The organism is Streptomyces sp. NPDC091280 (assembly GCF_044768565.1).
In the GTDB taxonomy this organism is placed as follows: Bacteria; Actinomycetota; Actinomycetes; order Streptomycetales; family Streptomycetaceae; genus Streptomyces.
The window spans coordinates 289,451-311,728 of record NZ_JBIVUZ010000010.1 but is presented as its reverse complement, the minus strand read 5'-3'; the positions used below and the strand labels follow the sequence as shown (position 1 = coordinate 311,728).

Sequence of the window (22,278 nt, the reverse complement as noted above, 5' to 3'; positions counted from 1 at the left end):
TTCGCGCACAACGTCTGCCGCCCGCCACGGGTTCACGCCGTCACCTCTTCACTGAACCGCCGTACGGGTGGCGCCCGTTGTGCCTACGCATCCTCACCGACGCGTACGAAGGGAGCTTCGGCCCAGATGAGACGGCCTCTGCGCACACACGGCCACCGGACGGCGGCAGCCGTCGTCCTGGCCTGCGCCCTGACGGCGGCGAGCCAACAGGGTGCCCAGGCCGACCCCCAGACCCTCACCGAGGTACAGGCCAGGCTCCAGAGCCTCTACCACGACGCGGAAGTGGCGACGGACAAGTACAACGCCGCCGACGGAAAGGTGACCGCGCAGCGCAAGCGGGTCAGCGCGCTCCAGGCTCAAATCCGCACGACCGAGGCCAAGTTGACCCGCCTCACCTCGATGGCGGGCGCGGCGGCGGCAGCCCAGTACCGGGGCGGCACCGTGCCGGCCGAGCTCCAGTTCGCGCTGGCCGGCGACCCCGGACGGGCCCTGGACGACGCGGGGTTGGCGCTCCAGGCCCAGCAGAACACCCAGAACCTGCTGACCCAGCTGAAGACGACGAAGTCGACCCTGGACACCAGCACCGACGAGGCCGCGGCGGAACTGGAACGCTTGCAGGCCGGCCGCCGCGCGATGGCGAAGCAGCGCCGGACCATCGAGCAACACATCGCCGAGGCACAGCAGTTGGAGTCCTCGCTCGCCGCGCAGGAGCGGGCCCGCCTCGCCGCCCTGGAGCAGCGGGAGTCCGACCAGGCCCAGGCGAAGTGGGAGAGCACGGGCATCCTCAAGAAGATCGGCACCGACGCGACGCCCGCCGGCCGCAAGGCCATCGCCTTCGCCGTCAAACAGATCGGCAAGCCCTACGTCTGGGGCGCCGAGGGCCCCGACTCCTACGACTGCTCCGGCCTCACCAGCCAGGCCTGGCTGGCGGCGGGCGTCACGATCCCCCGCACATCGGAAATGCAGTGGGCGCAACTGAAGCACATCCCCATCGAGGACATGCGCCCCGGCGACCTCATCATCTACTTCTCCGACGCCAGCCATGTGGCGCTCTACGTCGGCGGCGGCAACATCATCTCGGCGCCGCGGCCGGGGCGGTACGTGTACGAGTCGCCGGCGGCGTCGATGGAGATTCTGGGGGTGGTGCGGCCGGACGCGTGACATCGGGTACGCGACGACGAGGGGCGGTCTGTCAGGGTCCGCCCCTCGTCGTCGCGTACGTCCGGCGTCCGTCAGTCCTCGCCGCGCGGCTGAGGCGGCGGTCCGAACGGGTCGACCAGGTCGACGGGCGGAGCCTGCTTCGAGCGGTGCGAACCCGGCTTGCAACCGGCGAAGGGGCCCGTCGGGTCCCGCAGGATCTGCATGGTCGGGTTCAGGTAGTCGCGGTGCCAGCCGGCCGGCCCGGTCATGCCGGGCTCGGAGGCGGTGTCGCTCAACTCCGCCCAGGCGAGCCACAGCCCGTGCAACTGGGCCACCGCTTCAGGGTGCTCCCACCAGCGGGAGCACCACGGGCTGTGGGAGGTGACCTCACGGCCGTAGACCGGCAGCAGCACGTGATGGACCCACAGGGTCAACTGGCGCAGTGAACGGCCGTATTCGGGCCCCTCCAAGTAGAGGATGAACTTCGGCGTGGCGGGCTTCTTCGGGGCCTCGGCGGGGGGTCCCTCCGGCGGTTGGGGCCGGATCTCCGCGTCGGATGCCGGGACCGTCGTCATGGCTGTCCTCTCTGGCGGGCGGTGGCGAACAGCGACTCTTTGTCTGGCTGCAACGCAGGGGCCGGGCACCCGGTTCACCGAGTTCCGCAACGAACTGAACCAAGGGCCCGCGGGGGCCCGTTGAAACACCGGGACCGCCCTCGCGGCGGAATCGGATCAGCGGAATCTCCGAAGAGGAGGACCTCGCCATGGCGGCGACGTTCGATCGGAATCAATTCAACGCGGATGAAGCGTCCGTAAGGAAACGGCTGAAGAAGTTCGGGCTGCACAAGGACGCCCAGTTCATGGTGGCCTTCGACGGCTATATGCAGCAGCTGTCCGCGAACGGTCAGTGGATCGAGGAAGGGCACACGCCCAACGAGGCCTGGGCCGGCACCGCTGCGGACGACCTGATGGCCCAGTTCGATCGCCTGAACGCGCTGCATATCCCGGCGCGCAAGTGGCAGCAGGCGTACGAGGCCAACGGTTACACCAAGGCATTCACCAAAAGGCTGGCGGAGCTAGCGAAAGAGGCCAAGAAGCACAAGTACCTGTGGAGCAAGACGGAACCGTACTATCCGGCGCGGAAGGCGGCGGCGGACGGTGGCATGATTCTGGAGTCCTCGTGGCCTGGCGAGGCCCTCAACGGGAAGAACTTCGGTTTCGGGGCCTGGTCGGACGCCCCGGTGCAGGCCCGGCTCTGGACGGGGATGTCCGACCACTACGTGGACGGCGCCGAAGGGCCGGGACCGGTCAACGCGGTCATGCTCGGCGGGCGGGTGGCGAGCAGCGTGCTGTCGAAGTACGAGTGGCCGCACCTGGAGAAAATGATCGAGGCGGGGAAGATTCCCCACATGCATGTCAAGCTGATGGGATGGAGGAATGAATCGGAGGACTCGGCCAACTGGTCGCTGACGACAAGGGAGAGCTTCAACGTTCACTCCCAAGGAACGTTCGACCGAATCCCTTCCCCGGACGCGGGCTTCGCGGACAAGCAGACTCGGTGGCGTAACAAGGAGAAGGCGCGGAACGCCAGCAGTTCGTCCAGTTCTCCGAGCAGTTCAGGACAGAGCAGCTCGTCCGGCGGCGTACGACTCAAAAGCTTCCACCGGGTGTTCGACGATCCGAACGCGATCGTGTGTATCGCGGACCCGTACGCCGACGGGGCGGACATCTCGCTGAGTCCGGAAGAATTGTCCAGGGCGTCATCCGGTGGCGGTGTTCCGCTGAGCACTGGGGGGCTGACAGGAGACGACCTCACCAGGGCGAACGTCCTGAACGAGATGGCCGCGCTGGAGGCGGGCAAGCAGTCGCTGAAGGAGAAGCTCGCGCACTTCGAGGCGCAACAGCAGCAGCGGATCGATGCGGCCACCGCGGAGTGGAACGCCGAGCAACTGAGCCAGGGCATGGCCAGGATGTCCCCCTATGGTCTTTCCAGCGGGAGCATCTCACCACTGACGACACTTCCCCGCACCGAGTACTTCCCTCAGGCGACGGCACCGGTCCAGGGCATCCAGAACTTCAACCCCACTACTTCCTTCTCCGACTACTCCGACTCCTCGGGAGGAGGCGTCCCTCTGTACTCGTCCTCGGAGGGCGGGGTATCGGTGGGGAACAGGACTCCCAGTCCGCCGAAGGAGTTCGAGCAGCCGGAGCACTTCGAGCAGTCGACGTCGGCGGAATCGTCCTCCAGGCCGAAGAAGAGCGCGAAGGAACCGCCTGCCGCGTTGAAGTGGCTCGCGGGGGCGAAGGGGGGACCCCGCCGCTGACCACCCGCCCCTCCCGGCCGGCGCGGTTCAGGACATGACGAAGGGGTGGGGCGGCGAGACCTTGTCGGGCTCGCCACCCCACCCCCTTCGTTTCGGCTCTAGCGTGCCGGCCCGGCGGTCGCCGCCCGGTGCACTGAGGGCCGAGGCTGCTCGGAAACGTTGCCGGTCGCGTTCGCCCCCTCCGGGGACGGAGTCCGGGGCATCTGGAGATTGGCCACACCGCTCGCGATCTCGCTCATGTCCTTCCCCTCGGAGGAGGCCGGACTCGGCGTGCGGATCGGCGAGCCGCCTTCCGAACGGGCCTGGCGGTGCACGTCGTAGGTGATGCGCGACGGCTTGTTCAATCCGTCGAAGCCCATCTCGGCCGCCTGCCTGACCCCGAGGTTGGCGGCCTGGACGAGGGTGACCCGCTCGCCGCGGATCTGGCTCAGGTCGCCCGGGTCGTTCGTGGCGTCCGTACGCCACTCGCCCTGGTTCGTCTTGCCCAGGCTCAGCTGCGGCAGGACACGGGAGTTGCCGACCTGGAACGCCCGCATGCTGATGTCGCTCATCACCTCGGGGCGTACGTTGATGACCGGCATGTCCTCGGAGGTCTGGCCCGGCGGCGTCACTGGCTCGCCGTAGACGAGGTGGATGCCGTCGGCGAGGGCGCTGACCGCCATCCGGCCGATGATGTCGGCCCGGCCCGGGTCCTGGGTGTTGTACTTGGCGGCCAGCAGGTTGTTGTCCGCGAGGTTGATGGTCGCGGGCTGGAACCGTGTGCTGGTGTCGTTCGGCTGGAAGGTGACGTTCCCCTTGCGCACCTCGTCCTGGGACATCTGGGCCAGATAGCCGATGTACTGGCTCGCGGCGGCCTGCGCCACCTGCTGTCCCCGGGTGCCCTCCCGTGTGTACATGGCGAAGACATCGAGGTGCGGCATCATCTGGTAGTCGATGCCGGCCTCGTCGTGGTGCTCCGAGAGCGCCTGGTAACCCGCGTGCAGGACATGCCGGTAGTTGGCGTCCTGGCCGTGCGAGAGGTCGACGATCTTCAGCTCCGCGGTGGAGAAGTCGACCGGTGCCACCACGGCTTCGGAGAAGTTGGGGTCGGCCTGGACCGCGTCCCACTCCTCGCCCGTCATGTGGTGGTGCGACAGGTCCAGGGTGAGGCCGGTGCCGGTGCCGCGCAGCAGGTACTGGGTCAGGTCCTTCGCGGCGATGTAGCCGTGGTTGCTCATCTCCATGTTGTAGATGTCGCTGATGGTGTCCGCGGTGTACTTGCCCTCGACGGCCCTGGCCAGCTGAGCGGTCCGGCCACGGACGTTCACCACCTCGACGCCGTGCTGCTCCGCCTCTGTGCGGTATCCGGCCATCAGCTCCGCACTCCGCTGCCGCCCGGCTTCCCCGGGACGGCTCCGCGGCATCACCACGAGCTCCTTCTTCGAGTTCGGGAACCTGATGCTCAGCTCCCGCAGGCCTGTCTTCGCGCTCTGGCTCATCTCCTCGCCGAACCAGATCATCTGGACCACCTCGGGCTCGTTCGCCGGGTCCTGAAGGGGCATGTCCCGTTCCTTCCTGCCCCGGTGGCCAGGTGCCACCGGCTGCCACGCACAACGGACCGCGCACGTCAGGGGGTTCAACACCTCGACTGAACCAGGAGCCGCGTCGCCCCGTCGTGCTGGTGACGAAGAGCCCATCGAGCGGACGGAGCACAGACATGACCACCCTCGCGCCGAAGACGACGCAGGAGCAGCCGGTGGAGCAGCCGAAGCAGCCCGCCTTCATCCTCTACATGGACGGTGCCGAGTACCAGGACGGCCTGAACCGTCTGACCTTGTGGGTGCGCCATCTGCTGCTGCCCGTGTACGGCAGAGAGGTCACCTCCAACGCCCCCTGGTGCACCCGCTGGTGGGATCACAAGGAAGCGGTGGCGCAGCTGTACGGGCTGTGGATGGCCTGGCAGGAGCTGACCGGCCCCGAGTCCGCCGGAACCGGGCCCGCGACCTGGCACCGCGACTACCTCACGCACATCATGGCCTCGCTACGGGATGCCCAGGGCCCGTTCGCCGGCTGCAAGCCCGGCGCCCATCGTGCCAAGGAGGCACCGGGCATGGACCCGTACCCCGGCTGAGCCGTATCCGGTCCGAGAGACACCCGGCCCCGGTGGCGACTCGCCCCCGGGGCCGGATGCCGGACTCAGCGTGTGGGCGACGGCGTACGCACGGGCGGCGGCGGGACGTGGGTGCCCCCGGGGCTGTGCTCCGTGCCGGGAGACGGTGCCCCGCTGCTCCTGCCGCCGGTGAGGGACGCCGCCTCGGCCATGGACAGCGGTGACGGCGTCCGCAGGGTGTTCGGGTCCTTCGCGATCTCGGTCAGTGTGGGCCCGATGCTGTTCCACGTAGCGGCGTCGTTCATCAGGGCGTAGCCGAGTTCGTTGGCCCACTTGTGGTTGCAGTTCTGCGGGCCCAGATGCCCCGCGAGCACATCGGCGAGCTTCATGTTCTGGAACTGGGGCTTCAGGCCGACCCGGTCGGGGACGGTGACGCCCTCCAGTTCCTCACGGGTGAAGCCGTGCTCCTGCATGAGCCACCTGCTCATGGTCTCCCGGGTCAGGTTCCCGTCGGCGTGCCGGCCCGCGAAGGCCGCCGCCCGCGCACGGTTGGTGGCCGGGTCGTCGAAGAGCGGCCTCACCTTGTCCAGGACACCGTCCGGCAGGAGCGTCTCGTCGTTGGTCCGGCACACCTCCTGGTGCTGCGCCCAGTCGTAGACGTACTTCTGATAGTCCGTGATCGCCAGGTCGATCGGGTCACCGCGGTAGGCCTCCAGGTTCTGCCTCGCCCTGTCCGGATCGCCGGAGCTGAGGATCATGTGGGACGGTCCCTCGACATGGGAGCCGGCCAGCTGGGCGACAGCGGTCATGGCGTCCTGCGACCTCATGTCGGGAGCGTTGCCCGCGCCCATGCTCTGGTCGTAGTGCTGCTGGATCTCCTGGAGGGTATTGACCACGTTGTAGTAGTACAGCGTGGTCCTGTCGCCCAACTCCGCCATCAACGGCTGGAGTTCGGGATTGGCGAGCACGCTGCGGACCGAGTTCTCCACCACGCCGATCAGCGGTGAGGACCTGTCCGACGAGGTCTCGCCCAGCGTACGGTCGGCGCCCTTGGGCGAGCCCTGCTGCGACCCCTGCTGTGATCCACGCTGGGAACCCTGGGGCGAGTTCAGCGGAGAGAGCTGGACGACGTCGATGGGCTCTTTGGTCTTCAACTCCCGCAGCAGTGACGCGTGTTCAGGAAGTACGTTGCCGACACCGAGCTTGCCGATCTGCCCGTCGCGCTTCATGTCGCGCATGACGTTCCAGGCCTCGCGGATCTGCCCGTTGTCGCCGTCGAGGTTGTGGATGACCACGGCCTCCAGCTTCCCTCCGAACCGCGCGGCCACGTCGGTGAGCCGGCCGCGCAGCTGCTCGGGCGTCTCGTCCGGCCGTACGTCGAACTTGTACAGCACCTCGAAGTCGGTCCGGGGCATGCCGCTGTCGCTGATCTCCCGTGCCAACGCGTCCGTGCTCGCGCCGTAGCTCTCCGCCGCGTCGAACCGCCGGTAGCCGAGCTGAACGGCGTTGCGCACGTCGCTCTCGTTCCTGCCGTCCAGCCCGAATACCAGCCAGGGTTTGTTCGGCATCTGTCCACCGTCTCTCTCCGAGATTCGTGGCGGGCACCGGGGCCCACTCGGTCGGGCGGCACAACGGCGGGAGTGAGATGAACGGTTCAGCTCCGCCACCGCCGTTGAACCGCAGGGCGTGCCGAATCCGTTGGGCATCCTGAACCGGCGTCGGTGCGCAGCCGACCGAGCCCGGTCGGCGGATCGGGGAGGAACGCACATGTCCGAAGGAAACGCAGCCATACCCCTTGGCAGAGGCCGGTTCGCTCCGCGCGGGCTGCTGCGACGGCGCCCGCCCGGCGCGGACGCGGAGGGGTGCTACCCCCGCTGGGACCTGCCGCGCACGGTCGGCGACGCACCGAGGCCGCCCGAAGTCCCGTTGCCGGCCCGGCTGTTGCTCCTGCCCGCGGGGTTCGAACCGGTGTCGCCGGCCGCGGTGCGGCCGTCCTTCGACCCCACGGTCACGACCCCGGCCCGGCTCCTGCGCGACGCGGTGCCCGCCGGCCGGTGAACCACGGGCCGCGGCAGCGGACCGTGCGGGCGCCGTCCGGGCTCCGGGCGGCGCCTCCGATGTGAAGGAGAGACGACGTGGCGTTCGACAACGGGGCAGGCCGGCAGCCGAACAGGTTGCGGAAGAATCCCCCCGGACCGGCACAGGAATCGTCCCTCGGCCGGGTCGGCCGGGGAATCGGGCGGATCTTCGACGACGCGTACGATTCCGTGGCGAGCTTCTCGGCCGAAGTCGACCAGCTCATCGGGGACATGTGGAAGTCACTGCGCCGCGCGGTGAACCGTGTCCTGGGCAGGTCTTCGTCGGAGTCCGGCGGGAACTACTCCTCGCTGCCCGGCGACGAGGGCCCCGGCCTGTCACCCGAGCAGGCCGCGCACGCGTACGGCGGGGAAGGACAGCCGTACTCTCAGGCGCGGGACCGGGCTCGGGACCAGAGCCGGGTGATGTCGGGCGAGGTCTCGCAACAGAGGCTGTCCCCCGAGGAGTCGGCGCTGCTGACCATCGCCCAGGAGAGCGCCCGCGGACAGCTGGTACACCCCGAGCGGACCGGAGGACCCGGCCAGACGAATCCGACGCTCGAACACGAGGCCTTCGAGAACGAGATCATGCGCCTGGTCATGTTCGACGAGCGGTGGAAGGAGGCCTACGAGAAGTACCCGGAGCGCATACCGACCGTCGCGCGGTACGTCGCCAACGCGCAGACGCGGGAGCTGCTGGAAGGGACATCCCGCACCGGGGAGGAGTCGCACAGCCCCTCCGGGGACGTGGACGCCTTCGATGACCCCGCCCCCGAACACGGGGCGATACGGCTCCCGTCGAACCGCGAGGACCTGCCGTGGGAGACCGGGTCGGTCGACAGCCATGCCTTCGAAGTGGCGGAGCAGCGCCGCAACGCCACCTTCAGCCCGTACGAGGACGCCGGCACCTATGACAGCAACGCCCTCATCGCACAACAGGCGTCGGCGCATCTCTTGGATGCCCCCCTGGAGGACATCGGCGTCAGCTCCATGACTCCGACGTCGCCCGGTGGACCGCTCCAGCCGCACCTTCTCGACGCGGCCGGACAGGATGTCCTTCGCGACGCTCCCAGCCCCGTCTCGCCCGTCACCCCGCGCGCGACCCCGTCAACTCCCGCCACAACTCCGTCCATTGCCCCGAAGGCGTCTCCGATCATGCGGCGATGAGGGCTTCCGCCGCCGGATGAACCGTCCGCCACCTCCCATCCGTCGTGCCACCGGCGGCGAGAACCGATCACCGGTCGACCCGCACAACCCCATCCCAACGGAGAGGCCCGCCCTGTGCGCAGACGCACCTCACTCCTCCTAGCCCTGCTCCTGGTGATCGTCGGTGTGACAGGCACCGCCGTGGCCATCGAGACCCACCGGTCCGGCGGCGCGAGCATCAACGGGACGCCGGCCGCGGACGTCGCCGACCACACCATCACTCTCCAGAACCGCACCGGCAGCCGTATCTGGGTCGGCAGTGAGGTCAACGCGGACGGTTCGGCGGCGATCACCGGGCTGCCGACGCTGGATCCGGGCCAGTCGGCGACGATCAGCATCCCCGAGCACGAGGGCGCCGGGCACTGGCGCGGCACCTTCTTCGCCCGCCAGGGGTGCGGTGGCGTGGACGGGAGTACGTTCCACTGTGCCGTCGGCGACTGCGGACCGTACGCCGATCACTGCTCGGTCGGTCAACAGCCCACCGGGCTGGCCGAGTTCAACTTCGACCCGGCCGACTCGCTGGCCCCCTGGTACGACGTCAGCTATGTCGACGCCGTCGCCGTCCCCGTCACCATCACGCCCAACGACGTGACTCCGCCCGCGAGCGGCGAGTGCGCGGTCGCGGGGTGCGCCGAGGATCTGCTGTCCGGCTGCCCGGCCGAGGACCTGACCAAGGACCCGGCCACCGGGCAGTCGCTGGTGTGCGTCAACCCGAACCGGGACGCGAAGACCCCGTACAGCGACATGATCAACCAGAAGTGCCCGACGGCGTACGCCTGGTCGAAGCAGGACGCCGAGCCGGGCAACAAGGTCGTGTACCAGTGCACCAAGTGCAGCGGTCTGACCGTCGCCTTCGGGACCGGCAGCGCCGCCCCGTCCGACCCCGTCACCGCGCAGCCCACCACGGTCACCAACCCCGCCACCGCGACCGTCCGCAAGGGCGTCAGCCTCAATCCCGTCGACGGCGCCTCCCAGGCGCTCGCCGCCTCGGGCGCCTCCTGGTACTTCAACTGGGCCTCCTCCACCGGCGCGGTCACCAAGCCGGACGGCGTCGACTACGTCCCGATGATCTGGGGCCCCGGCTCCGTCACCGACGCCGAACTGGGCGCCGCGACCCAGGGCGGCACCAAGGAACTCCTCGGGTTCAACGAACCCGACAACGGCGGCCAGGCGAACATGACCCCCGAGCAGGCGCTCGACCTGTGGCCCCGGCTGGAGGCCACCGGTCTGCGCCTGGGCGCGCCCGCGGTCGCCGCCAACGCCGATGTCGACGGCGGCTGGCTGGACCGCTTCATGAAGGGAGCCGCCGACCGCCACCTGCGCGTCGACTTCATCCCGGTGCACTGGTACGGCGCCGACTTCGGCCCGGACGCCGCGAACCAGCTGCGCGGCTATCTGCAACGGGTCTGGGACCGCTACCACAAGCCGATCTGGCTGACCGAGTACGGCCTGATCGACTTCTCCGGGCCCACTCCCCGCTACCCCGGCGAGCAGCAGCAGACCGCCTTCATCACGTCGTCGACACAGATGCTGGACAGCCTGAGCTTCGTGGAGCGCTACGCGTGGTTCACGCTCTCCACGCGGACCAGCCCGACCGGCCTCTACGACGGCACGACCGCCAACGCCAGTGGCCGTGCTTACCAGGACGCGAGTTGAGCCGAAGTCGAGCCGGGAGTCGAGACGGGAATCGAGCCGGGAGTTGAACCCCTGTCACCTTCCGTCCGTTGTACGGGTGTCGCCCGGCCGCGTCCCCGCTCGCACCGGGGGCGCGGCCTGGTCGTGGCCGGCCGCGGGCGCCAGCCGGCCGAGGCGTTCGCGGATCTTCTCGGCGTCCCGGTGGTCGAACTCCGTGAAGATCGCCAGGGCCTGCCGCCAGCTGTCGCGGGCGGCCTCCGGCTCGTCGGCGGAGAGTTGGGCGTCCCCCAGGTTGCCCAGGGTGTGGCCCTCTCCCCACCGGTTGCCGACGTCCCGGTGCGTCTTGAGGGCTTCGTGGTAGTACTCGACGGCGTCGTCGTAGCGATGGAGGCGGCGGTGGACCGTACCGAGGATGTCGAGGGTGACGCCCTCGACCCAGCGGTTGCCGTTGGCGCGCAGCAGGTCCAGCGACTGTTCCAGGCACTCGACGGCCTCGTCGAACCGGCCGAGCCGCTGGTAGACGTCCCCCAGGTTGCACAGGCAGATCCCCTCGCCCCAGGGGGTGCCGACGACCCGTTCGACGGCCAGTCCGCGGCGGATGTACTCGACCGCCTTGTCCAGCCGGCCCGTCTGGAGATACGTGTCTCCCAGGTTGGTCACGGCGGACGCCCTGGCGTCGGTGTCCCCGAGGTCCCGGTAGGCGACCATCGCCTGCCGGAAATGGTCGGCGGCCTCGTCGAACCGGCCCGAACCGCGCAGCGCGGCGGCCAGGTCCGCGAGGCCCTGGGCCTCGCCCCGGAGGTCGCCGTCGGCGCGGGCGGCGGCCAGCCCGGCCCGCGCGGTGTCGACCCAGTCGTGGGTGTGGCTGCGGAGATAGAAGAACCCCCACAGGACGGCGGGCAGCCGCCACGCGGTCCCCGGCCGGCCGGAGCCGGCCGCCCGGTGGACCGCCGCGACCAGGTTGGCCCGCTCGGTCTCGCACCAGTCCAGGGCCTGTTCGTGCGTCGTGAACTCCAGGGGCCGGCACAGGTCCGGCAGCGGTTCGAGGGGAATCCGGCGCCGCTGCGGAGTGATGTGCGGATAGGCGGCGTCGGCGGTGTGCAGATACCAGGCGAGCAGCCGCCCCACCGCCCGCTCCCGCTCCGGGGGCGTCTCCTCGGCGTCGGCGCGTTCGGCGGCGTAGACGCGCAGCAGGTCGTGCAGGGCGTGGCGGCCGGGGAAGTGCTCGGTGAGCAGGTTGGCGCGGGTGAGTTCGACGAGCAGCCCGCGCGCCTCCCGGAGCGGGAGCCCGGCCAGGGCCGCCGCGGCGGGTGCGGAGATGTCGGGTCCGGAGTGCAGGCCCAGCAGCCGGAACAGGCGCGCCGCCGGAGCGGACACCGCCTTGTACGACCAGGAGAAGACGGCCCGGACGTCGGTGGTGATGTCGTCGCCGGAGGCGAAGGCGTCGAGGCTGCCGTGGCTGTCGCGCAGTTCCTTGGCGATGGCACTGAGCGGGAAGCCGGGGTGGGCGACGGCATGGGCGGCGACTATGGCCAGCGCCAGGGGCAGCCGCGCGCACCAGGTGATGATCTCCTCCGTCGCGCGCGGTTCCGCCGCCGGCCGGTCGGCGCCGAGACGGGCCGCCAGCAGGTCGTGCGCCTCGGCGGGCGTCAACTGGTCCAGCGGCAGCGGATGCGCCCCTTCGCCGACGACCAGGCCGGTGAGCTGGTTGCGGCTGGTGACGATGACCAGGCAGCCGGGGGAGCCGGGCAGCAGCGGGCGGACCTGGTCGGTGTCGCGGGCGTTGTCGAGCAGGACCAGCATCCGCCGCTGCGCGAGCATGCTGCGGTACAGCGCCGTCTGCGCGTCGAGGCCGGCGGGTATGCGTGGCGGCGGGACACCGAGCGCGCCGAGGAAGGTGCGGATGGCCTCGTCCGGTGTCACGAGCGAGCCGGTCGGGTCGAAGCCGCGGAGATTGACGTAGAGCTGTCCGTCGGGGAAGCGGTCGGTCATCTGGTGCGCCCAGTGCACGGCCAGGGTGGTCTTGCCGATGCCCGCCATACCGCCGATCGAACTGATCACCACGCTGGACGGGGGCTCGTCCTGCTCGGCCAACAGGGCGCGGGCCCGGTCGAGTTCGGCACACCGGCCGACGAACGCGGGCAGATCCGCGGGCAGTTGCGCCGGCCTGGCCGCGGGTACGACGGCGGGAGCGGCCGGGGCCGAGAGGGCGTCAGGACCCTCCGGTCCCTCCGGCGCCGCGGGCCGCTCGGGCCGGGAGGCGGCCAGGGTCGCGTCGGCCGCCAGGATGCGGTCGTGCAGGTCCTGCAACGGCGCACCGGGTTCGATGCCCAGTTCGGCCACCAGGGTGGCGCGTGTCTCGCGGTAGGCGGCCAGTGCCTCGGCCTGCCTGCCGGACCGGTACAGCGCCAGCATCAGCAGTCGGCACAGCTGCTCCCGCAGCGGGTACTTGCCGGTCAGCGCGATCAGTTCGGCGACCACCTCGCCGTGGCGTCCGCGTGCCACCTCGACGTCGAGCCAGGTCTCCAGCGTGGCCAGTCGCTCCTCGTTGAGCCGGGAGCCCTCGGACTCGGCCAGCGGGCCGGGCAGACCGGCCAGTGCCGTGCCCTGCCATCCGTCGAGCGCCGCGCGCAACAGCTCGGCGGCGGCGGACAGTTCCCCGGCGTCGCGCAGTGTCCTCGCCCGGGTGACCAGTTGCTCGAACACGGTGAGATCGAGACCGTCCGCCGGCAGCCGGATCAGGTATCCGTCCCCGACCGACACGACCATCCGCCGGGTCCCGTCCGCGTCCCGGCCCGGTTCGATCACCTTGCGCAGGCGCGACACATAGGTCCGGAGCACGGACACGGCAGCCGCGGGTTGCTCCTCGCCCCAGACCGCGTCGAGGAGTTCGGCGAGGGCGACAGCGCGCCCCCGCCGTAAGAGGAGTGCTGCCAGGACGGCCCGCTGCTGCGGCGAACCGAGGTCCAGTTCATGTCCGCCGCGCCAGGCCCGGACCGGCCCCAGGACGGCGAAACGTACGGATGCTTCGTAGCCGTTCACCCCCCGGACTGTACTCAACGGCCATTACAGGAACGTCACCTGATGGAAAGTCACCTTTTGCCCCCGGTCGTCGTGTCGCGTCGCGGCGGGATTGAACCGTTCCCGTGCGGCGCCCGTTGCGCTACCCGCAGAGACCGTCACGCCGCCTCCCGCCCGGGACCGTCCGGCCGGGAGGCGTCAGAGAGGAAGAGCCATGAGCCGGGGCGAAGAGGAAGCGCCGCTGGACCTCAGCAAGCCGGAATCCGCCGGGGAGCCGCCCGAGTCGGCGCCGCGCCACTCGGTGGTCATCTCCGCGGACGGCTCGGCCGCCATCGACGGTGAGCCCGTACCGGTCGCGGAGGGGGAGTCGGTCGACGCCGCGATCCTCGACAGACTCCAGGCGTTCGCCCGGGACCTGGACGCCAGTGTGACGGCGACCATCTCCGACCCCGCCGCGGGGTACGTGGCGTTCGTGGAGGTCGCCCCCGACGGTTCGAGCAGCCTGCTGGACCAGCAGGAGCCGCAGGAACACCTCGATGCGCCGTCCGAGCCTGCCGTGGCCGACGATGTCGACGGTGCCGATTTCGACGGTCCCGATGTCGACGGTTCGGATCCCGATGGTGCCGAGCCTGAAAGCTCTGAGCCCGAAGGCGCCGACACCTACGTGAAGGGCGAAGACGAGGACGACGAAGAGGACGACGAGGACGACGAGGACGACGAGGACGAGGATGACGAAGAGGAGGTGGACGACGACGAAGACGAGGACGACGGCTTCGGCGTCGGGGCGTACTCGCGGGAGCAGCCGCTCACCGGGGCGCCTCCGCTCGCGCCGCCGCCTCCGCCCGCGCCGGAGCCCGCGCCCGTCGCGCGCATCGGCCCGCAGGCCGCCCCGCGCGGCGGAACGCGTCAGTCGGACGACGAGTACAAGTCGCCCGGTCTGCTCCACAAGCCCTTGGTCGTCGGGCCGGTGGCACTCACCGTGGCCGCCCTCGTCATCGTGCCGCTGGTGATCATGGGCAGCAGCGCGTCGGACGACGGAGGGCGTCAGAAGCAGGCCGCCCGTTCGAGCGACGAGAAGAAGACTCCGCTGCCCGAGGACACCACACTGGACGACAGCGCGACCGCGACCACCCCGCCCAGGGCGACCCCCGCCTCGCCGTCGGCCAAGCCGAAGGCCTCGAAGAGCGCGAAGGCGACGAAGACCGGAGGAGGCACCGGAGGCACGGGCGGAAGCGGAGGCGTGGAAGGGCCGGGAGGAGTCACCGTCACCGTGACGGCGAAGCCACCGCGGGCCACCGTGACCGCGAAGCCCGCGCAGGACACCGCCGCCACCGCGGTGAACCGGCTGCACAAGAACGACCCGTCGGGACGGCACATCTGCTACCGCGCGTACCTCTCCGGCCAGGGCTGGCAGAAGCCCGTGTGCGACGGCACGCTCGCCGGCACGACGAGCGGCACCCATCCGATCCAGGCCCTCAACATCGCGGTGTACGGCGGCGACGGCTCGGCCGCCAACGCCTTCGTCCACGATCCGGCGTCGACCAACGGCCAGGGCAAGTGGGAACCGCAGTGGACGGCCATCATCGGCGACGGCAAGAACAACTACATCGGCAGTACGAAGTCGGGCGCCCCCTACATGACGGGCTTCGCCATCAACATCGGCAGCGGCCAGATCTGCCGGTCGGCCAAGGTCCACGGCTTCGACTGGGGCAGTTCGGACTGCACCCAGGCACGCCCCGGCTTCATCTTCGGCGGCGCGCTGGAGAACACGCGCTGGCTTGAGGCGGTCAAGCTCTGGGTGTGACGCGGTCCGTACCCGCGGTCCTCAAGTCGCCAGCAGCGTCCAGGGGTTGGGCCGGGCCAGCGCCAGCCGGGGCTTTCGCGCGGCCCAGTGCCGTACGGCCGTCTCCATGACCGCCCCGGGATCATGGACGGTTCGCGTCGGTTCGAAGGGTGTGGACATGCTGGTGTAGCTCTGGAACATGGCCAGCAGCTGGACCGCGTGGTGCTGGAACGGCGACAGGTACTGGTTCGCGAGGGGCAGGAAGAAGCGGTTCCAGGTGGCCGTGGGGACGAACGGGGGCTGTTCGACGGGGGCGGCGCCGTGTTGCGCGCGGAACTCGTTGAGGGTCCGGCAGGCGATGCCGATCAGGTCGGAGAGGCGCAGGCTGCCGGTCCCGCCCGCGATCACCTCGACGCGCGGGGCGGCCGGGGGCGCGGCCAGGACGGCCGCGGCGACGGCCTCCGCCACGTCGTCGACGGGGCTGATCTCCGCGTAGCCGTCCGGGTCGCCCACGACGACGGCCGCGAGGCCGGAGACCAGGGCGTGGATGATCGTGTACGGCCCGGAGAAGCGGGCGATCCGCCCGTCGTCGCGCCGGCCCACGATCAGCGGTGGCCGGACGATCGTCAGGGGGCCGGTGTGCTCCTCGCGGGCGAGGGACTCGCAGGCGGCCTTCGACCACTCGTAGCCGTTGCGGTAGCCCTCGAACTCCGGTCCGCGCAGGTCCTCCTGGGCCCGCACCCCGCCGACGTACGCCGTCGAGACATGGACGACGTGGGTGTCCCGGTCGGCCAGTGAGAGCACCGCCCGCAGCGCGTCCACGTTGGCGGCGAGCGCCTCGGCCCTGGTCATCGTCCAGCGGGTGGAGGCGGCGGTGTGGACGATGACGTCCCAGTGCCCGGACAGTTCGGGCGGGGCCGGTTCGTGCCCGATGTTCCAGGTCGTCACCGCCGTGTCCGGTGCCCGCCGGGCCACCCGGGTGAGCGGCCCGGGGCGGGCGGGATCCGCGCGCAGCCGGTCGACGACTTCGGTGCCGACGACACCGGTGGCGCCGGTGACAAGGGTTCGCATGAGGGGTGTCGACCGTTCTGTGAGGAGGAGGGGACCCGGGGGCGGGCGGTCAGGCCGGTGGCGTCAGCACCAGGCACGCGTTCTGGCCGCCGAAACCGAAGGAGTTGGAGAGCACCGGGCCGCGCGCGATCGTGCGGCGGCTGCCGATCACCACGTCCACCAGGTCGGCCTCGGGGCTGCCGAGCGTGTTCGCGACGGCCGGGACCACCCCCCGGTCGGCGCAGAGCAGACCGAGCAGGGCCTCCAACGCGCCCGATCCGCCGATGAGATGACCGCTCACGCCCTTGACGGCGGTCAGCGGCGGCGACTGTCCCGCGAAGCACCGGTGGACCGCGGTCGCCTCCGCCCGGTCGTTGAGGACCGTCGACGTGCCGTGCGCGCTGATGTGCCCGATGTCGGCCGGTGCGAGGCCGGCGTCCGCGAGGGCCAGCCGCATGCACTCGGCCGCGGTCGCCGCCTCGGGGTCCGGCGCCGCGATGTGGAAGGCGTCGCAGTTGGCCGCGTAGCCGGTGATCTCGCCGTAGATCCGCGCCCCTCTCGCGAGGGCCAGGTCGTGCCGCTCCAGGACGAGCACGGCGGCGCCCTCGCCCATCACGAAGCCGTCGCGGTCGGTGTCGAAGGGGCGGCTGGCACGGTCGGGTTCGTCGCCGCGCCGGGACAGCGCCCGCATCTTGGCGAAGGCGCCCACGATGGTGGTGGTGACCGGGGTGTCGACACCGCCCGCGACCGCGGCGTCCAGTTCCCCGTACCGGATGCGCCGGGCGGCCTCGCCGATCGCGGTGCTGCCGCTCGCGCACGCGGTGGCGTAAGTGGCGCAGTTGCCACGGAAGTTGTAGCGCATCGCGACCCGGCAGGCCGGCGAGTTCGCCATCGTCCTGGGGACGGTGTGCACCGGCATCGTCATCGGGTCGGCGCCGTAGTCGAAGGTGGTGCCCTCCATCGTCCCCAGGCCGCCCATCCCGGTGCCGACCTGGACGCCCACCCGCGAGGGCGGGAGGTCGGCGAGGGCCGGTCCGCCCGCGTCGGAGACCGCGTCCACGGCGGCGCAGAGCAACAGCTCGGCCGCTCGGTCGAGTTGCCGCCGCTCCCGTCTGGTGATGTACGGCTCGATGTCGAACTCCGGTACCAGGCAGGCCATTTCGACGGCGAGCCCGCGCTCCGCCGCCACCAGGTGCTTGGCCGCGGCGGCCGTCGACTCGGCGGCCAGCAGCCGCGCGTACGCCGTCTCGACGTCGTTGCCCGCGGGCGACTTGACGCCGAGTCCGGTGACGGCGACCCGGATCCGCCCGGCGGGCGGGGAGCCGTTCATACGGACCCCGCCAGGCGTCGCGCCAGCAGGTCGACGGCGTCGCCCACGGTCTTCGCCTCCAGGAGGTCGGAGACCGGGATCTTGGCCCGTAACGCGGTCTCCAGCCGGGCGCCGACATCCATCAACTCCAGGCTGTCGATGCCGAAGTCGTCGCCGAGGTGGGTCGTCTCGCTGATGTCGTCGACCTCGGTGCCGAGGACGTCCGACACGGCCGTCCTGACGGTCAGCGACAACTGCGCCCGGGTGAGGGCGGGTCGGGCGGCGGTCTCCGCGCCGTCCCGGTCGGCCGGTGTGCTCAAGTCGGTCGGTGCGTTCAAGTCCGTCGGTGTGCTCAGGTCCATGGGTGTCCTTCTCTCTTCCGCGGGGGTACGGCCGTCACATGGCACCGCGAGCCGCCACGCCGATCGCCGTGTCGAGGATGTCGGCCGCCTCCGTGATGTCCGACTCGGCGGCGACCAGCGGCGGCAGCAGCCGTACGGTGGCCGGGCGGCCCAGGCACGGCGACACCAGCAGTCCCGCGCCGGCGAGTTCGACCACCACCGAGCCGGCCACCGCGGGCGAGGCGAAGTCAATACCGCGCAGCAGGCCCGTGCCGCGGAGTCCGGCGATCGACTCGCCGTGCCTGCGGGCGAGTTCGGCCAGCGCGCCGTCCAGCGCGGCGGCGAGCCGCGCGCCGTGTCCGGCCGCCGCCTCGATCGCGGTGAGCGCGGCGGGCAGCGCCGCGCAGCTCAGCGGATGGCCCCCGAAGGTCGCCGAGTGCAGGAAGGGGTCGGCGCTCAGCGGGGCGTACAGCTCCTCGGAGCAGACGAGCGCCGACAGCGGTACGATCCCGCCGCCGAGCGGCTTGCCGACCAGCACGGCGTCGACGGGCAGACCGGCCGCGAGGGCGACCGAGCGTTCCCCGCATCTGCGCAGCCCGCACTGGATCTCGTCCGAGACGGTGAACGCGCCGTGCCGGGCGGCGTCGGCGCACCAGCGGCGCAGTACGTCGACGGGCAGCACGGCCGCGCCGTTCTCGCCCTGCACGGGTTCGAAGACGACCGCGGCGACGTTCCCGCCCCGCACCTCGCGCAGTACGGCGTCGGGGTCGTCGGCCGGGACGTGCACGACGTCGACGGCCGTACCCAGCAACCCCCGCCGGAACAGCGGACTGTGGGTGAGGGCCAGCGCGCCGAGCGACTTGCCGTGGAAGCCGCCCCGCACCGCCACCACCCGGCTGCGTCCGGTCGCCAGCCGCGCGAGTTTGACGGCGACCTCGACGACATCGGCGCCGTTGAGCCCGAAGTGCACCTTGGGCAGGGCCAGTTGGAAGTACTCCGCGAGCCGCGCCGCCGCCCCGGCCGCCGTCGGGTTGGCCAGGCTGCGGGTCGAGGTCGGCATCGCGTCGAGCTGCGCGCGTACGGCGGCGAGCACGTCCGGGTGCCGGTGGCCGAGCAGGGTGACGGCGTAGGAACCGAAGTCGAGTGCGGTGCGCCCGTCGGACAGGGCCACCCGGCAGCCGTCGGCCGCCACCTCGGTCGCGCCCCGCCCCGCGAACGAGCCGGTCAGGGCGAGCCGGGGGGAGAGGTGCCGCCGGATCAGCTCGAAGGTGTCGGCGGGGGCGCCGATGCCGGTGCTCATACGCGGTCGTGTTCCTCTTCGGCCTCGTCGGCGGGCGTGGGGACGCTCACCGGGTCCCCGGCGGTCAGCAGCCGGTATTCCAGTGCCGACAGCATCTGGGCCGCGTTCTCCCGCAGGGCGTCCGCCGCGACCGGGTTGAGCAGGTCGGCCAGCAGCGGGATGCCGATGTCGAAGGTGACGTCCAGGCTGACCGTGCTGTGTCCGCCGGGCGCGGGCCGTACGGCCCAGTGGCCGGCGAACTCGCCCAGGTCGCCGGTGACTTGACGGAAGTCGAAGCGGCGGGCGACCGGGTCGATGACCTCGTCCTCGGTCCACTGGAGCACCGACCCCTTCAGCCGTACCGCCCAGGCGCTGGTGCGGTGGCGGTCGTCGGGCTGCCGGGTGATGGTCACGGAGTCCACGTTGTCCATGCACGCGGGGAAGGCCTCCACGTCCACGACGGCGGCCCACGCGGCCTCCGGTGGTACGGCGATGGGGAGTTCGACCGCTACTCGGGGCATGGGGAGGGGGCGCCTTTCTCGTCGGGGTCCTGGTCGGGGTCTTGGCCGGGTTCCCGGCCGGGTCGTCGGTCGGGTTGTCGGCCGGGCTGTCGGTCGGTGGGGTCCGGGGGCCGGGTGGCCCGTGCGGGGACGTGCGGGCCGAGGGCCTGGGCGCGGGCCGCCGCGAGGGTCGCGGGCAGCAGCCGGCGCAGCAGCGCGCGGGGCAGCGGACGCAGATGGGTGATCGCGTACGACTGCTCGACCAGCCGGCAGCCGAGCTCGATCTTGGGGGTGTACGCGGTCTGCGCGAAGCGGATGTGCCGGCAGCCCGCGTCGAGGGCCAGGCGGATCGCCGCGTAGTGCACGTTGTGGTAGAGGCGGGCCTCGTGGGCGAGGGCGTAGTCGAGGCCGATCCGCGCCCCGGTGGCGCCGGAGCCGCTGAACAGGCAGAGCAGGAAGGCGACGAGACGTTCGCCGTCGAAGCAGGCCACGAGCCGCCGGTCCGGTCCGGGCGGGGCGGCGAGGGCGGTGAGGAAGCGGGCGTCGAGGACGTCGAGCCGCTGGTCCGCCCGGTCCATGACCTGCCCGTAGAGACCGAGCATCCGCGGTACCAGCGGGCGGAAGTCCTCGACGGTCTCCATCCGCAGCTCCGGACGGGCGGCGAACCTGCGGAGGTTGCTGCGCGCGTTGCGCCGCGGCTTGGCCGGGAGCCGCTCGATGTACTCGTCGAACGTGCCCGCCGGCAGGGAGAGTTCGGTGTCGGGCTGGCTCGGCGCGGGGAAGAAGCCGGCCGCGTCGAGGGCCTCGCGCAGCGGGTCGAGGGCGGCCGGGGTGAAGTCCTTGAAGACCACGGTGCCCAGGCGTTCGGCCCGTGCGAACCGGAGCACCGCGTCGACCAGCACCCGGGCGACCTCGTCGGTGAGCAGGCCGGGCGTGAGGACATGGCCCTGGCCGAGGAGGTTGCCGCAGAAGAGCATCGGCACCCGCAGCAGGCGGGGCGCCGATCTCCCTACAGGGGCGAGGAGTCGGCGCTCGCGCGGGCCGACGATGTCGTCGAGTCGCAGGTTCCGGAAGAGCGCCAGGGGCAGTACGGCCTCGGTGCGCGGGCCGCTGCGGACCACCAGGTAGGCGTAGCCGTCGGGGCCGATGGCGCCGTCCTCCATGGCCGCGAAGACGGCACGGGACCACATCGGGTCGTCCGGCGGGGCCAGTTCGCGCCACACGGGCGCAGGCAGGGAGTCGATCGACCGCAGCACCTCGACGCGGCGGGCGGCACCGCCTCCGTCACCTTCACGCTTCATGGGTCGCCACCTTCCCGCTTCATGGGGCGCTCGCCCTCCGCCCGTCGTGCCGTCCGCTCCCGTCCGTGGTCGGTGCCGGGCTCAACCGATGCGCAGGGGCGCGCCGTTGAGGAAGTCCCGCAGGGGGGCGCCCATGCGGGCCCGGGACGGCGGGTGGAAGGTGAGACCGGTGGCGGCGGACGCGAGATAGGTGCTGTCGGGTGCCGTGATGAACGCCATCCCGCCGAGCGCCGCCTGACAGGCCGTGGTGGTGCGGGCGATGGCGTCCTGCGCCGCGTACCGCGCCGACAGGGCGTCGACGAGCAGCGCGTCGTGCCACGCCTCCGTGTCCATGGCGCGGGCGACGGACTCGACGGCGAGCATCGCCGCCTCGATGTCGACGGTGAACGCCGTCGGGTCCTGCGGGCCGCCGGCCTTGTCGAGGACCCGCTCCACGAGGGCGCTCGCGATCCCGATGTACCCGGCCGTCAGCAGGAGTTCGAACCAGAGGAAGCCGGCGAGGTTCAGCTCGTCGGGCACGGCGTCGGCGGTGACCCGGGTCAACACGACCATCTCCGGGTCGAGTTCGACATCGGTCAGGACGACCTGGTCGCTCTCGGCGCCCGCGAGGACGGGGGAGTTCCAGAACGGCCGTACCTCAAGTCCCGGTGAGGTGGCGGGGATCAGGGCGACGGCGAGCCGGTCGACACCGTTGTCGTCCGGCATCATGACGGAGGCGGTCAGCAGGTCCATCGAACGGGACAGGCTGCACGGCATCTTGCTGCCGTTCAGCACGACGGTGCCGCTGTCCGTGCGGCGGGCGGTGATGTGCGGCCCCAGGATGTTCTGGCCGGTGTTCCCCTCGGCGAAGCCGGAGGCGAGCAACAGGCCCTCCTTCGCGATGGCTTCGAGCAGCAGCCCCTCCGCGCCGTTCCCGTACGCGGCGGCCCGGACGAGTCCGGCGATCGAGAAGTGGTGCATGGTGGTCGCCACCGCGAGCGAGGGGCAGCGGGCGCCGACGGCACGCTGCACCCGTACGGCCTGGAGGGGGCCGGCTCCGATCCCCGCGTTCTCGGTGGGCACCAGCAGCGCGGGGCCGCCCGCCGCGCGGAACTCGGCGATGGCGGGGCTCGGCGCGCTCTCCAGCTCGGACAGCGGGTGGCGCGCCAGGGCCGCGTCCAGCCCCGGCAACAGGGCTTCCAGAGTGGCGCGTTCTTGGTGCAGGAACTTCACGGGTGGTGCCTCTC

The 22,278-nt window shown here is 71.3% G+C and carries 18 protein-coding genes; 7 read left to right on the top strand and 11 right to left on the bottom strand.

What is annotated here, in order from left to right; genetic code table 11:
* Positions 1–126 precede the first annotated feature (126 nt).
* Complete coding sequence (locus ACIQPR_RS29900; protein ID WP_403654552.1) at positions 127–1,161, top strand: NlpC/P60 family protein; 1,035 nt, start codon at positions 127–129, stop codon at positions 1,159–1,161.
* Positions 1,162–1,232: 71 nt separating this feature from the next.
* Here ACIQPR_RS29900 and ACIQPR_RS29895 read toward each other — a convergent pair whose 3' ends face one another.
* Positions 1,233–1,715: a DUF4913 domain-containing protein gene (locus ACIQPR_RS29895; RefSeq protein WP_403654550.1), complete on the bottom strand. Its 483-nt coding sequence runs from the start codon at positions 1,713–1,715 to the stop codon at positions 1,233–1,235.
* Positions 1,716–1,903: 188 nt separating this feature from the next.
* On the opposite strand from ACIQPR_RS29895, the gene ACIQPR_RS29890 reads away from it, so the two are divergent.
* Positions 1,904–3,463 carry a hypothetical protein gene (locus ACIQPR_RS29890; protein ID WP_403654548.1) on the top strand — a complete coding sequence of 520 codons (1,560 nt, stop codon included), beginning with the start codon at positions 1,904–1,906 and terminating at the stop codon, positions 3,461–3,463.
* 98 nt (positions 3,464–3,561) lie between these two features.
* Here ACIQPR_RS29890 and ACIQPR_RS29885 read toward each other — a convergent pair whose 3' ends face one another.
* The gene (locus ACIQPR_RS29885; RefSeq protein ID WP_403654546.1) at positions 3,562–5,004 is read right to left on the bottom strand and encodes a hypothetical protein; all 1,443 of its coding nucleotides are present in this window, start codon (positions 5,002–5,004) and stop codon (positions 3,562–3,564) included.
* Positions 5,005–5,159: 155 nt separating this feature from the next.
* Between ACIQPR_RS29885 and ACIQPR_RS29880 the strand changes: the two genes are divergently transcribed.
* Positions 5,160–5,573: a DUF4913 domain-containing protein gene (locus tag ACIQPR_RS29880; RefSeq protein ID WP_403654544.1), complete on the top strand. Its 414-nt coding sequence runs from the start codon at positions 5,160–5,162 to the stop codon at positions 5,571–5,573.
* A 65-nt stretch (positions 5,574–5,638) separates the two neighbouring features.
* Here the strand turns inward: ACIQPR_RS29880 and ACIQPR_RS29875 are convergent, their stop codons facing one another.
* Complete coding sequence (locus tag ACIQPR_RS29875; protein WP_403654542.1) at positions 5,639–7,120, bottom strand: aldo/keto reductase; 1,482 nt, start codon at positions 7,118–7,120, stop codon at positions 5,639–5,641.
* Positions 7,121–7,319: 199 nt separating this feature from the next.
* On the opposite strand from ACIQPR_RS29875, the gene ACIQPR_RS29870 reads away from it, so the two are divergent.
* The 3 genes from ACIQPR_RS29870 to ACIQPR_RS29860 all read left to right on the top strand — a co-directional run bounded on the left by ACIQPR_RS29870 (position 7,320) and on the right by ACIQPR_RS29860 (position 10,489).
* A complete protein-coding gene (locus ACIQPR_RS29870) occupies positions 7,320–7,610 on the top strand; it encodes a hypothetical protein (RefSeq protein WP_403654540.1) in 291 nt (96 codons plus the stop codon).
* A 77-nt stretch (positions 7,611–7,687) separates the two neighbouring features.
* On the top strand, positions 7,688–8,794 hold the full coding sequence (locus tag ACIQPR_RS29865; RefSeq protein WP_403654538.1) for a hypothetical protein: 1,107 nt from the start codon (positions 7,688–7,690) through the stop codon (positions 8,792–8,794).
* Between the two features lie 114 nt (positions 8,795–8,908).
* Positions 8,909–10,489, top strand: a complete 1,581-nt coding sequence (locus tag ACIQPR_RS29860) for a glycosyl hydrolase (protein WP_403654536.1) — start codon at positions 8,909–8,911, stop codon at positions 10,487–10,489.
* A gap of 54 nt (positions 10,490–10,543) precedes the next feature.
* Here ACIQPR_RS29860 and ACIQPR_RS29855 read toward each other — a convergent pair whose 3' ends face one another.
* Complete coding sequence (locus ACIQPR_RS29855; RefSeq protein WP_403654534.1) at positions 10,544–13,510, bottom strand: AfsR/SARP family transcriptional regulator; 2,967 nt, start codon at positions 13,508–13,510, stop codon at positions 10,544–10,546.
* 193 nt (positions 13,511–13,703) lie between these two features.
* Between ACIQPR_RS29855 and ACIQPR_RS29850 the strand changes: the two genes are divergently transcribed.
* Entirely contained in the window at positions 13,704–15,293 is a 1,590-nt protein-coding gene (locus tag ACIQPR_RS29850) for a hypothetical protein (RefSeq protein ID WP_403654532.1), read from the top strand.
* Positions 15,294–15,314: 21 nt separating this feature from the next.
* Here ACIQPR_RS29850 and ACIQPR_RS29845 read toward each other — a convergent pair whose 3' ends face one another.
* From ACIQPR_RS29845 to ACIQPR_RS29815, 7 genes are all read right to left on the bottom strand, one after another.
* Positions 15,315–16,343, bottom strand: a complete 1,029-nt coding sequence (locus ACIQPR_RS29845) for an SDR family oxidoreductase (protein WP_403654530.1) — start codon at positions 16,341–16,343, stop codon at positions 15,315–15,317.
* Positions 16,344–16,392: 49 nt separating this feature from the next.
* Positions 16,393–17,652, bottom strand: coding sequence for a beta-ketoacyl-[acyl-carrier-protein] synthase family protein (locus ACIQPR_RS29840; protein WP_403654528.1), 1,260 nt, complete (start codon positions 17,650–17,652; stop codon positions 16,393–16,395).
* Positions 17,649–17,993 (bottom strand): acyl carrier protein, encoded by a 345-nt coding sequence (locus ACIQPR_RS29835; RefSeq protein ID WP_403654526.1) that lies wholly within the window; start codon positions 17,991–17,993, stop codon positions 17,649–17,651. The genes ACIQPR_RS29840 and ACIQPR_RS29835 overlap by 4 nt, the downstream gene beginning before the upstream one ends.
* Positions 17,994–18,027: 34 nt before the next feature.
* On the bottom strand, positions 18,028–19,272 hold the full coding sequence (locus ACIQPR_RS29830) for an aspartate aminotransferase family protein (protein ID WP_403654524.1): 1,245 nt from the start codon (positions 19,270–19,272) through the stop codon (positions 18,028–18,030).
* A complete protein-coding gene (locus ACIQPR_RS29825; RefSeq protein WP_403654522.1) occupies positions 19,269–19,772 on the bottom strand; it encodes a type II toxin-antitoxin system RatA family toxin in 504 nt (167 codons plus the stop codon). Before ACIQPR_RS29825 ends, ACIQPR_RS29830 begins: the two co-directional genes overlap by 4 nt.
* Entirely contained in the window at positions 19,760–21,052 is a 1,293-nt protein-coding gene (locus ACIQPR_RS29820; protein WP_403654520.1) for a GNAT family N-acetyltransferase, read from the bottom strand. Before ACIQPR_RS29820 ends, ACIQPR_RS29825 begins: the two co-directional genes overlap by 13 nt.
* 81 nt (positions 21,053–21,133) lie before the next feature.
* Complete coding sequence (locus tag ACIQPR_RS29815) at positions 21,134–22,264, bottom strand: acyl-CoA dehydrogenase (RefSeq protein WP_403654518.1); 1,131 nt, start codon at positions 22,262–22,264, stop codon at positions 21,134–21,136.
* Positions 22,265–22,278: the final 14 nt, after the last annotated feature.

Coding starts and splice junctions, on each gene's coding strand:
- ACIQPR_RS29900 (WP_403654552.1), top strand. CDS start 127: ATGAGACGGCCTCTGCGCACACACGGCCACCGGACGGCGGCAGCCGTC.
- ACIQPR_RS29895 (WP_403654550.1), bottom strand. CDS start 1,715: ATGACGACGGTCCCGGCATCCGACGCGGAGATCCGGCCCCAACCGCCG.
- ACIQPR_RS29890 (WP_403654548.1), top strand. CDS start 1,904: ATGGCGGCGACGTTCGATCGGAATCAATTCAACGCGGATGAAGCGTCC.
- ACIQPR_RS29885 (WP_403654546.1), bottom strand. CDS start 5,004: ATGCCCCTTCAGGACCCGGCGAACGAGCCCGAGGTGGTCCAGATGATC.
- ACIQPR_RS29880 (WP_403654544.1), top strand. CDS start 5,160: ATGACCACCCTCGCGCCGAAGACGACGCAGGAGCAGCCGGTGGAGCAG.
- ACIQPR_RS29875 (WP_403654542.1), bottom strand. CDS start 7,120: ATGCCGAACAAACCCTGGCTGGTATTCGGGCTGGACGGCAGGAACGAG.
- ACIQPR_RS29870 (WP_403654540.1), top strand. CDS start 7,320: ATGTCCGAAGGAAACGCAGCCATACCCCTTGGCAGAGGCCGGTTCGCT.
- ACIQPR_RS29850 (WP_403654532.1), top strand. CDS start 13,704: ATGAGCCGGGGCGAAGAGGAAGCGCCGCTGGACCTCAGCAAGCCGGAA.
- ACIQPR_RS29845 (WP_403654530.1), bottom strand. CDS start 16,343: ATGCGAACCCTTGTCACCGGCGCCACCGGTGTCGTCGGCACCGAAGTC.
- ACIQPR_RS29840 (WP_403654528.1), bottom strand. CDS start 17,652: ATGAACGGCTCCCCGCCCGCCGGGCGGATCCGGGTCGCCGTCACCGGA.
- ACIQPR_RS29835 (WP_403654526.1), bottom strand. CDS start 17,993: ATGGACCTGAGCACACCGACGGACTTGAACGCACCGACCGACTTGAGC.
- ACIQPR_RS29830 (WP_403654524.1), bottom strand. CDS start 19,272: ATGAGCACCGGCATCGGCGCCCCCGCCGACACCTTCGAGCTGATCCGG.
- ACIQPR_RS29825 (WP_403654522.1), bottom strand. CDS start 19,772: ATGCCCCGAGTAGCGGTCGAACTCCCCATCGCCGTACCACCGGAGGCC.
- ACIQPR_RS29820 (WP_403654520.1), bottom strand. CDS start 21,052: ATGAAGCGTGAAGGTGACGGAGGCGGTGCCGCCCGCCGCGTCGAGGTG.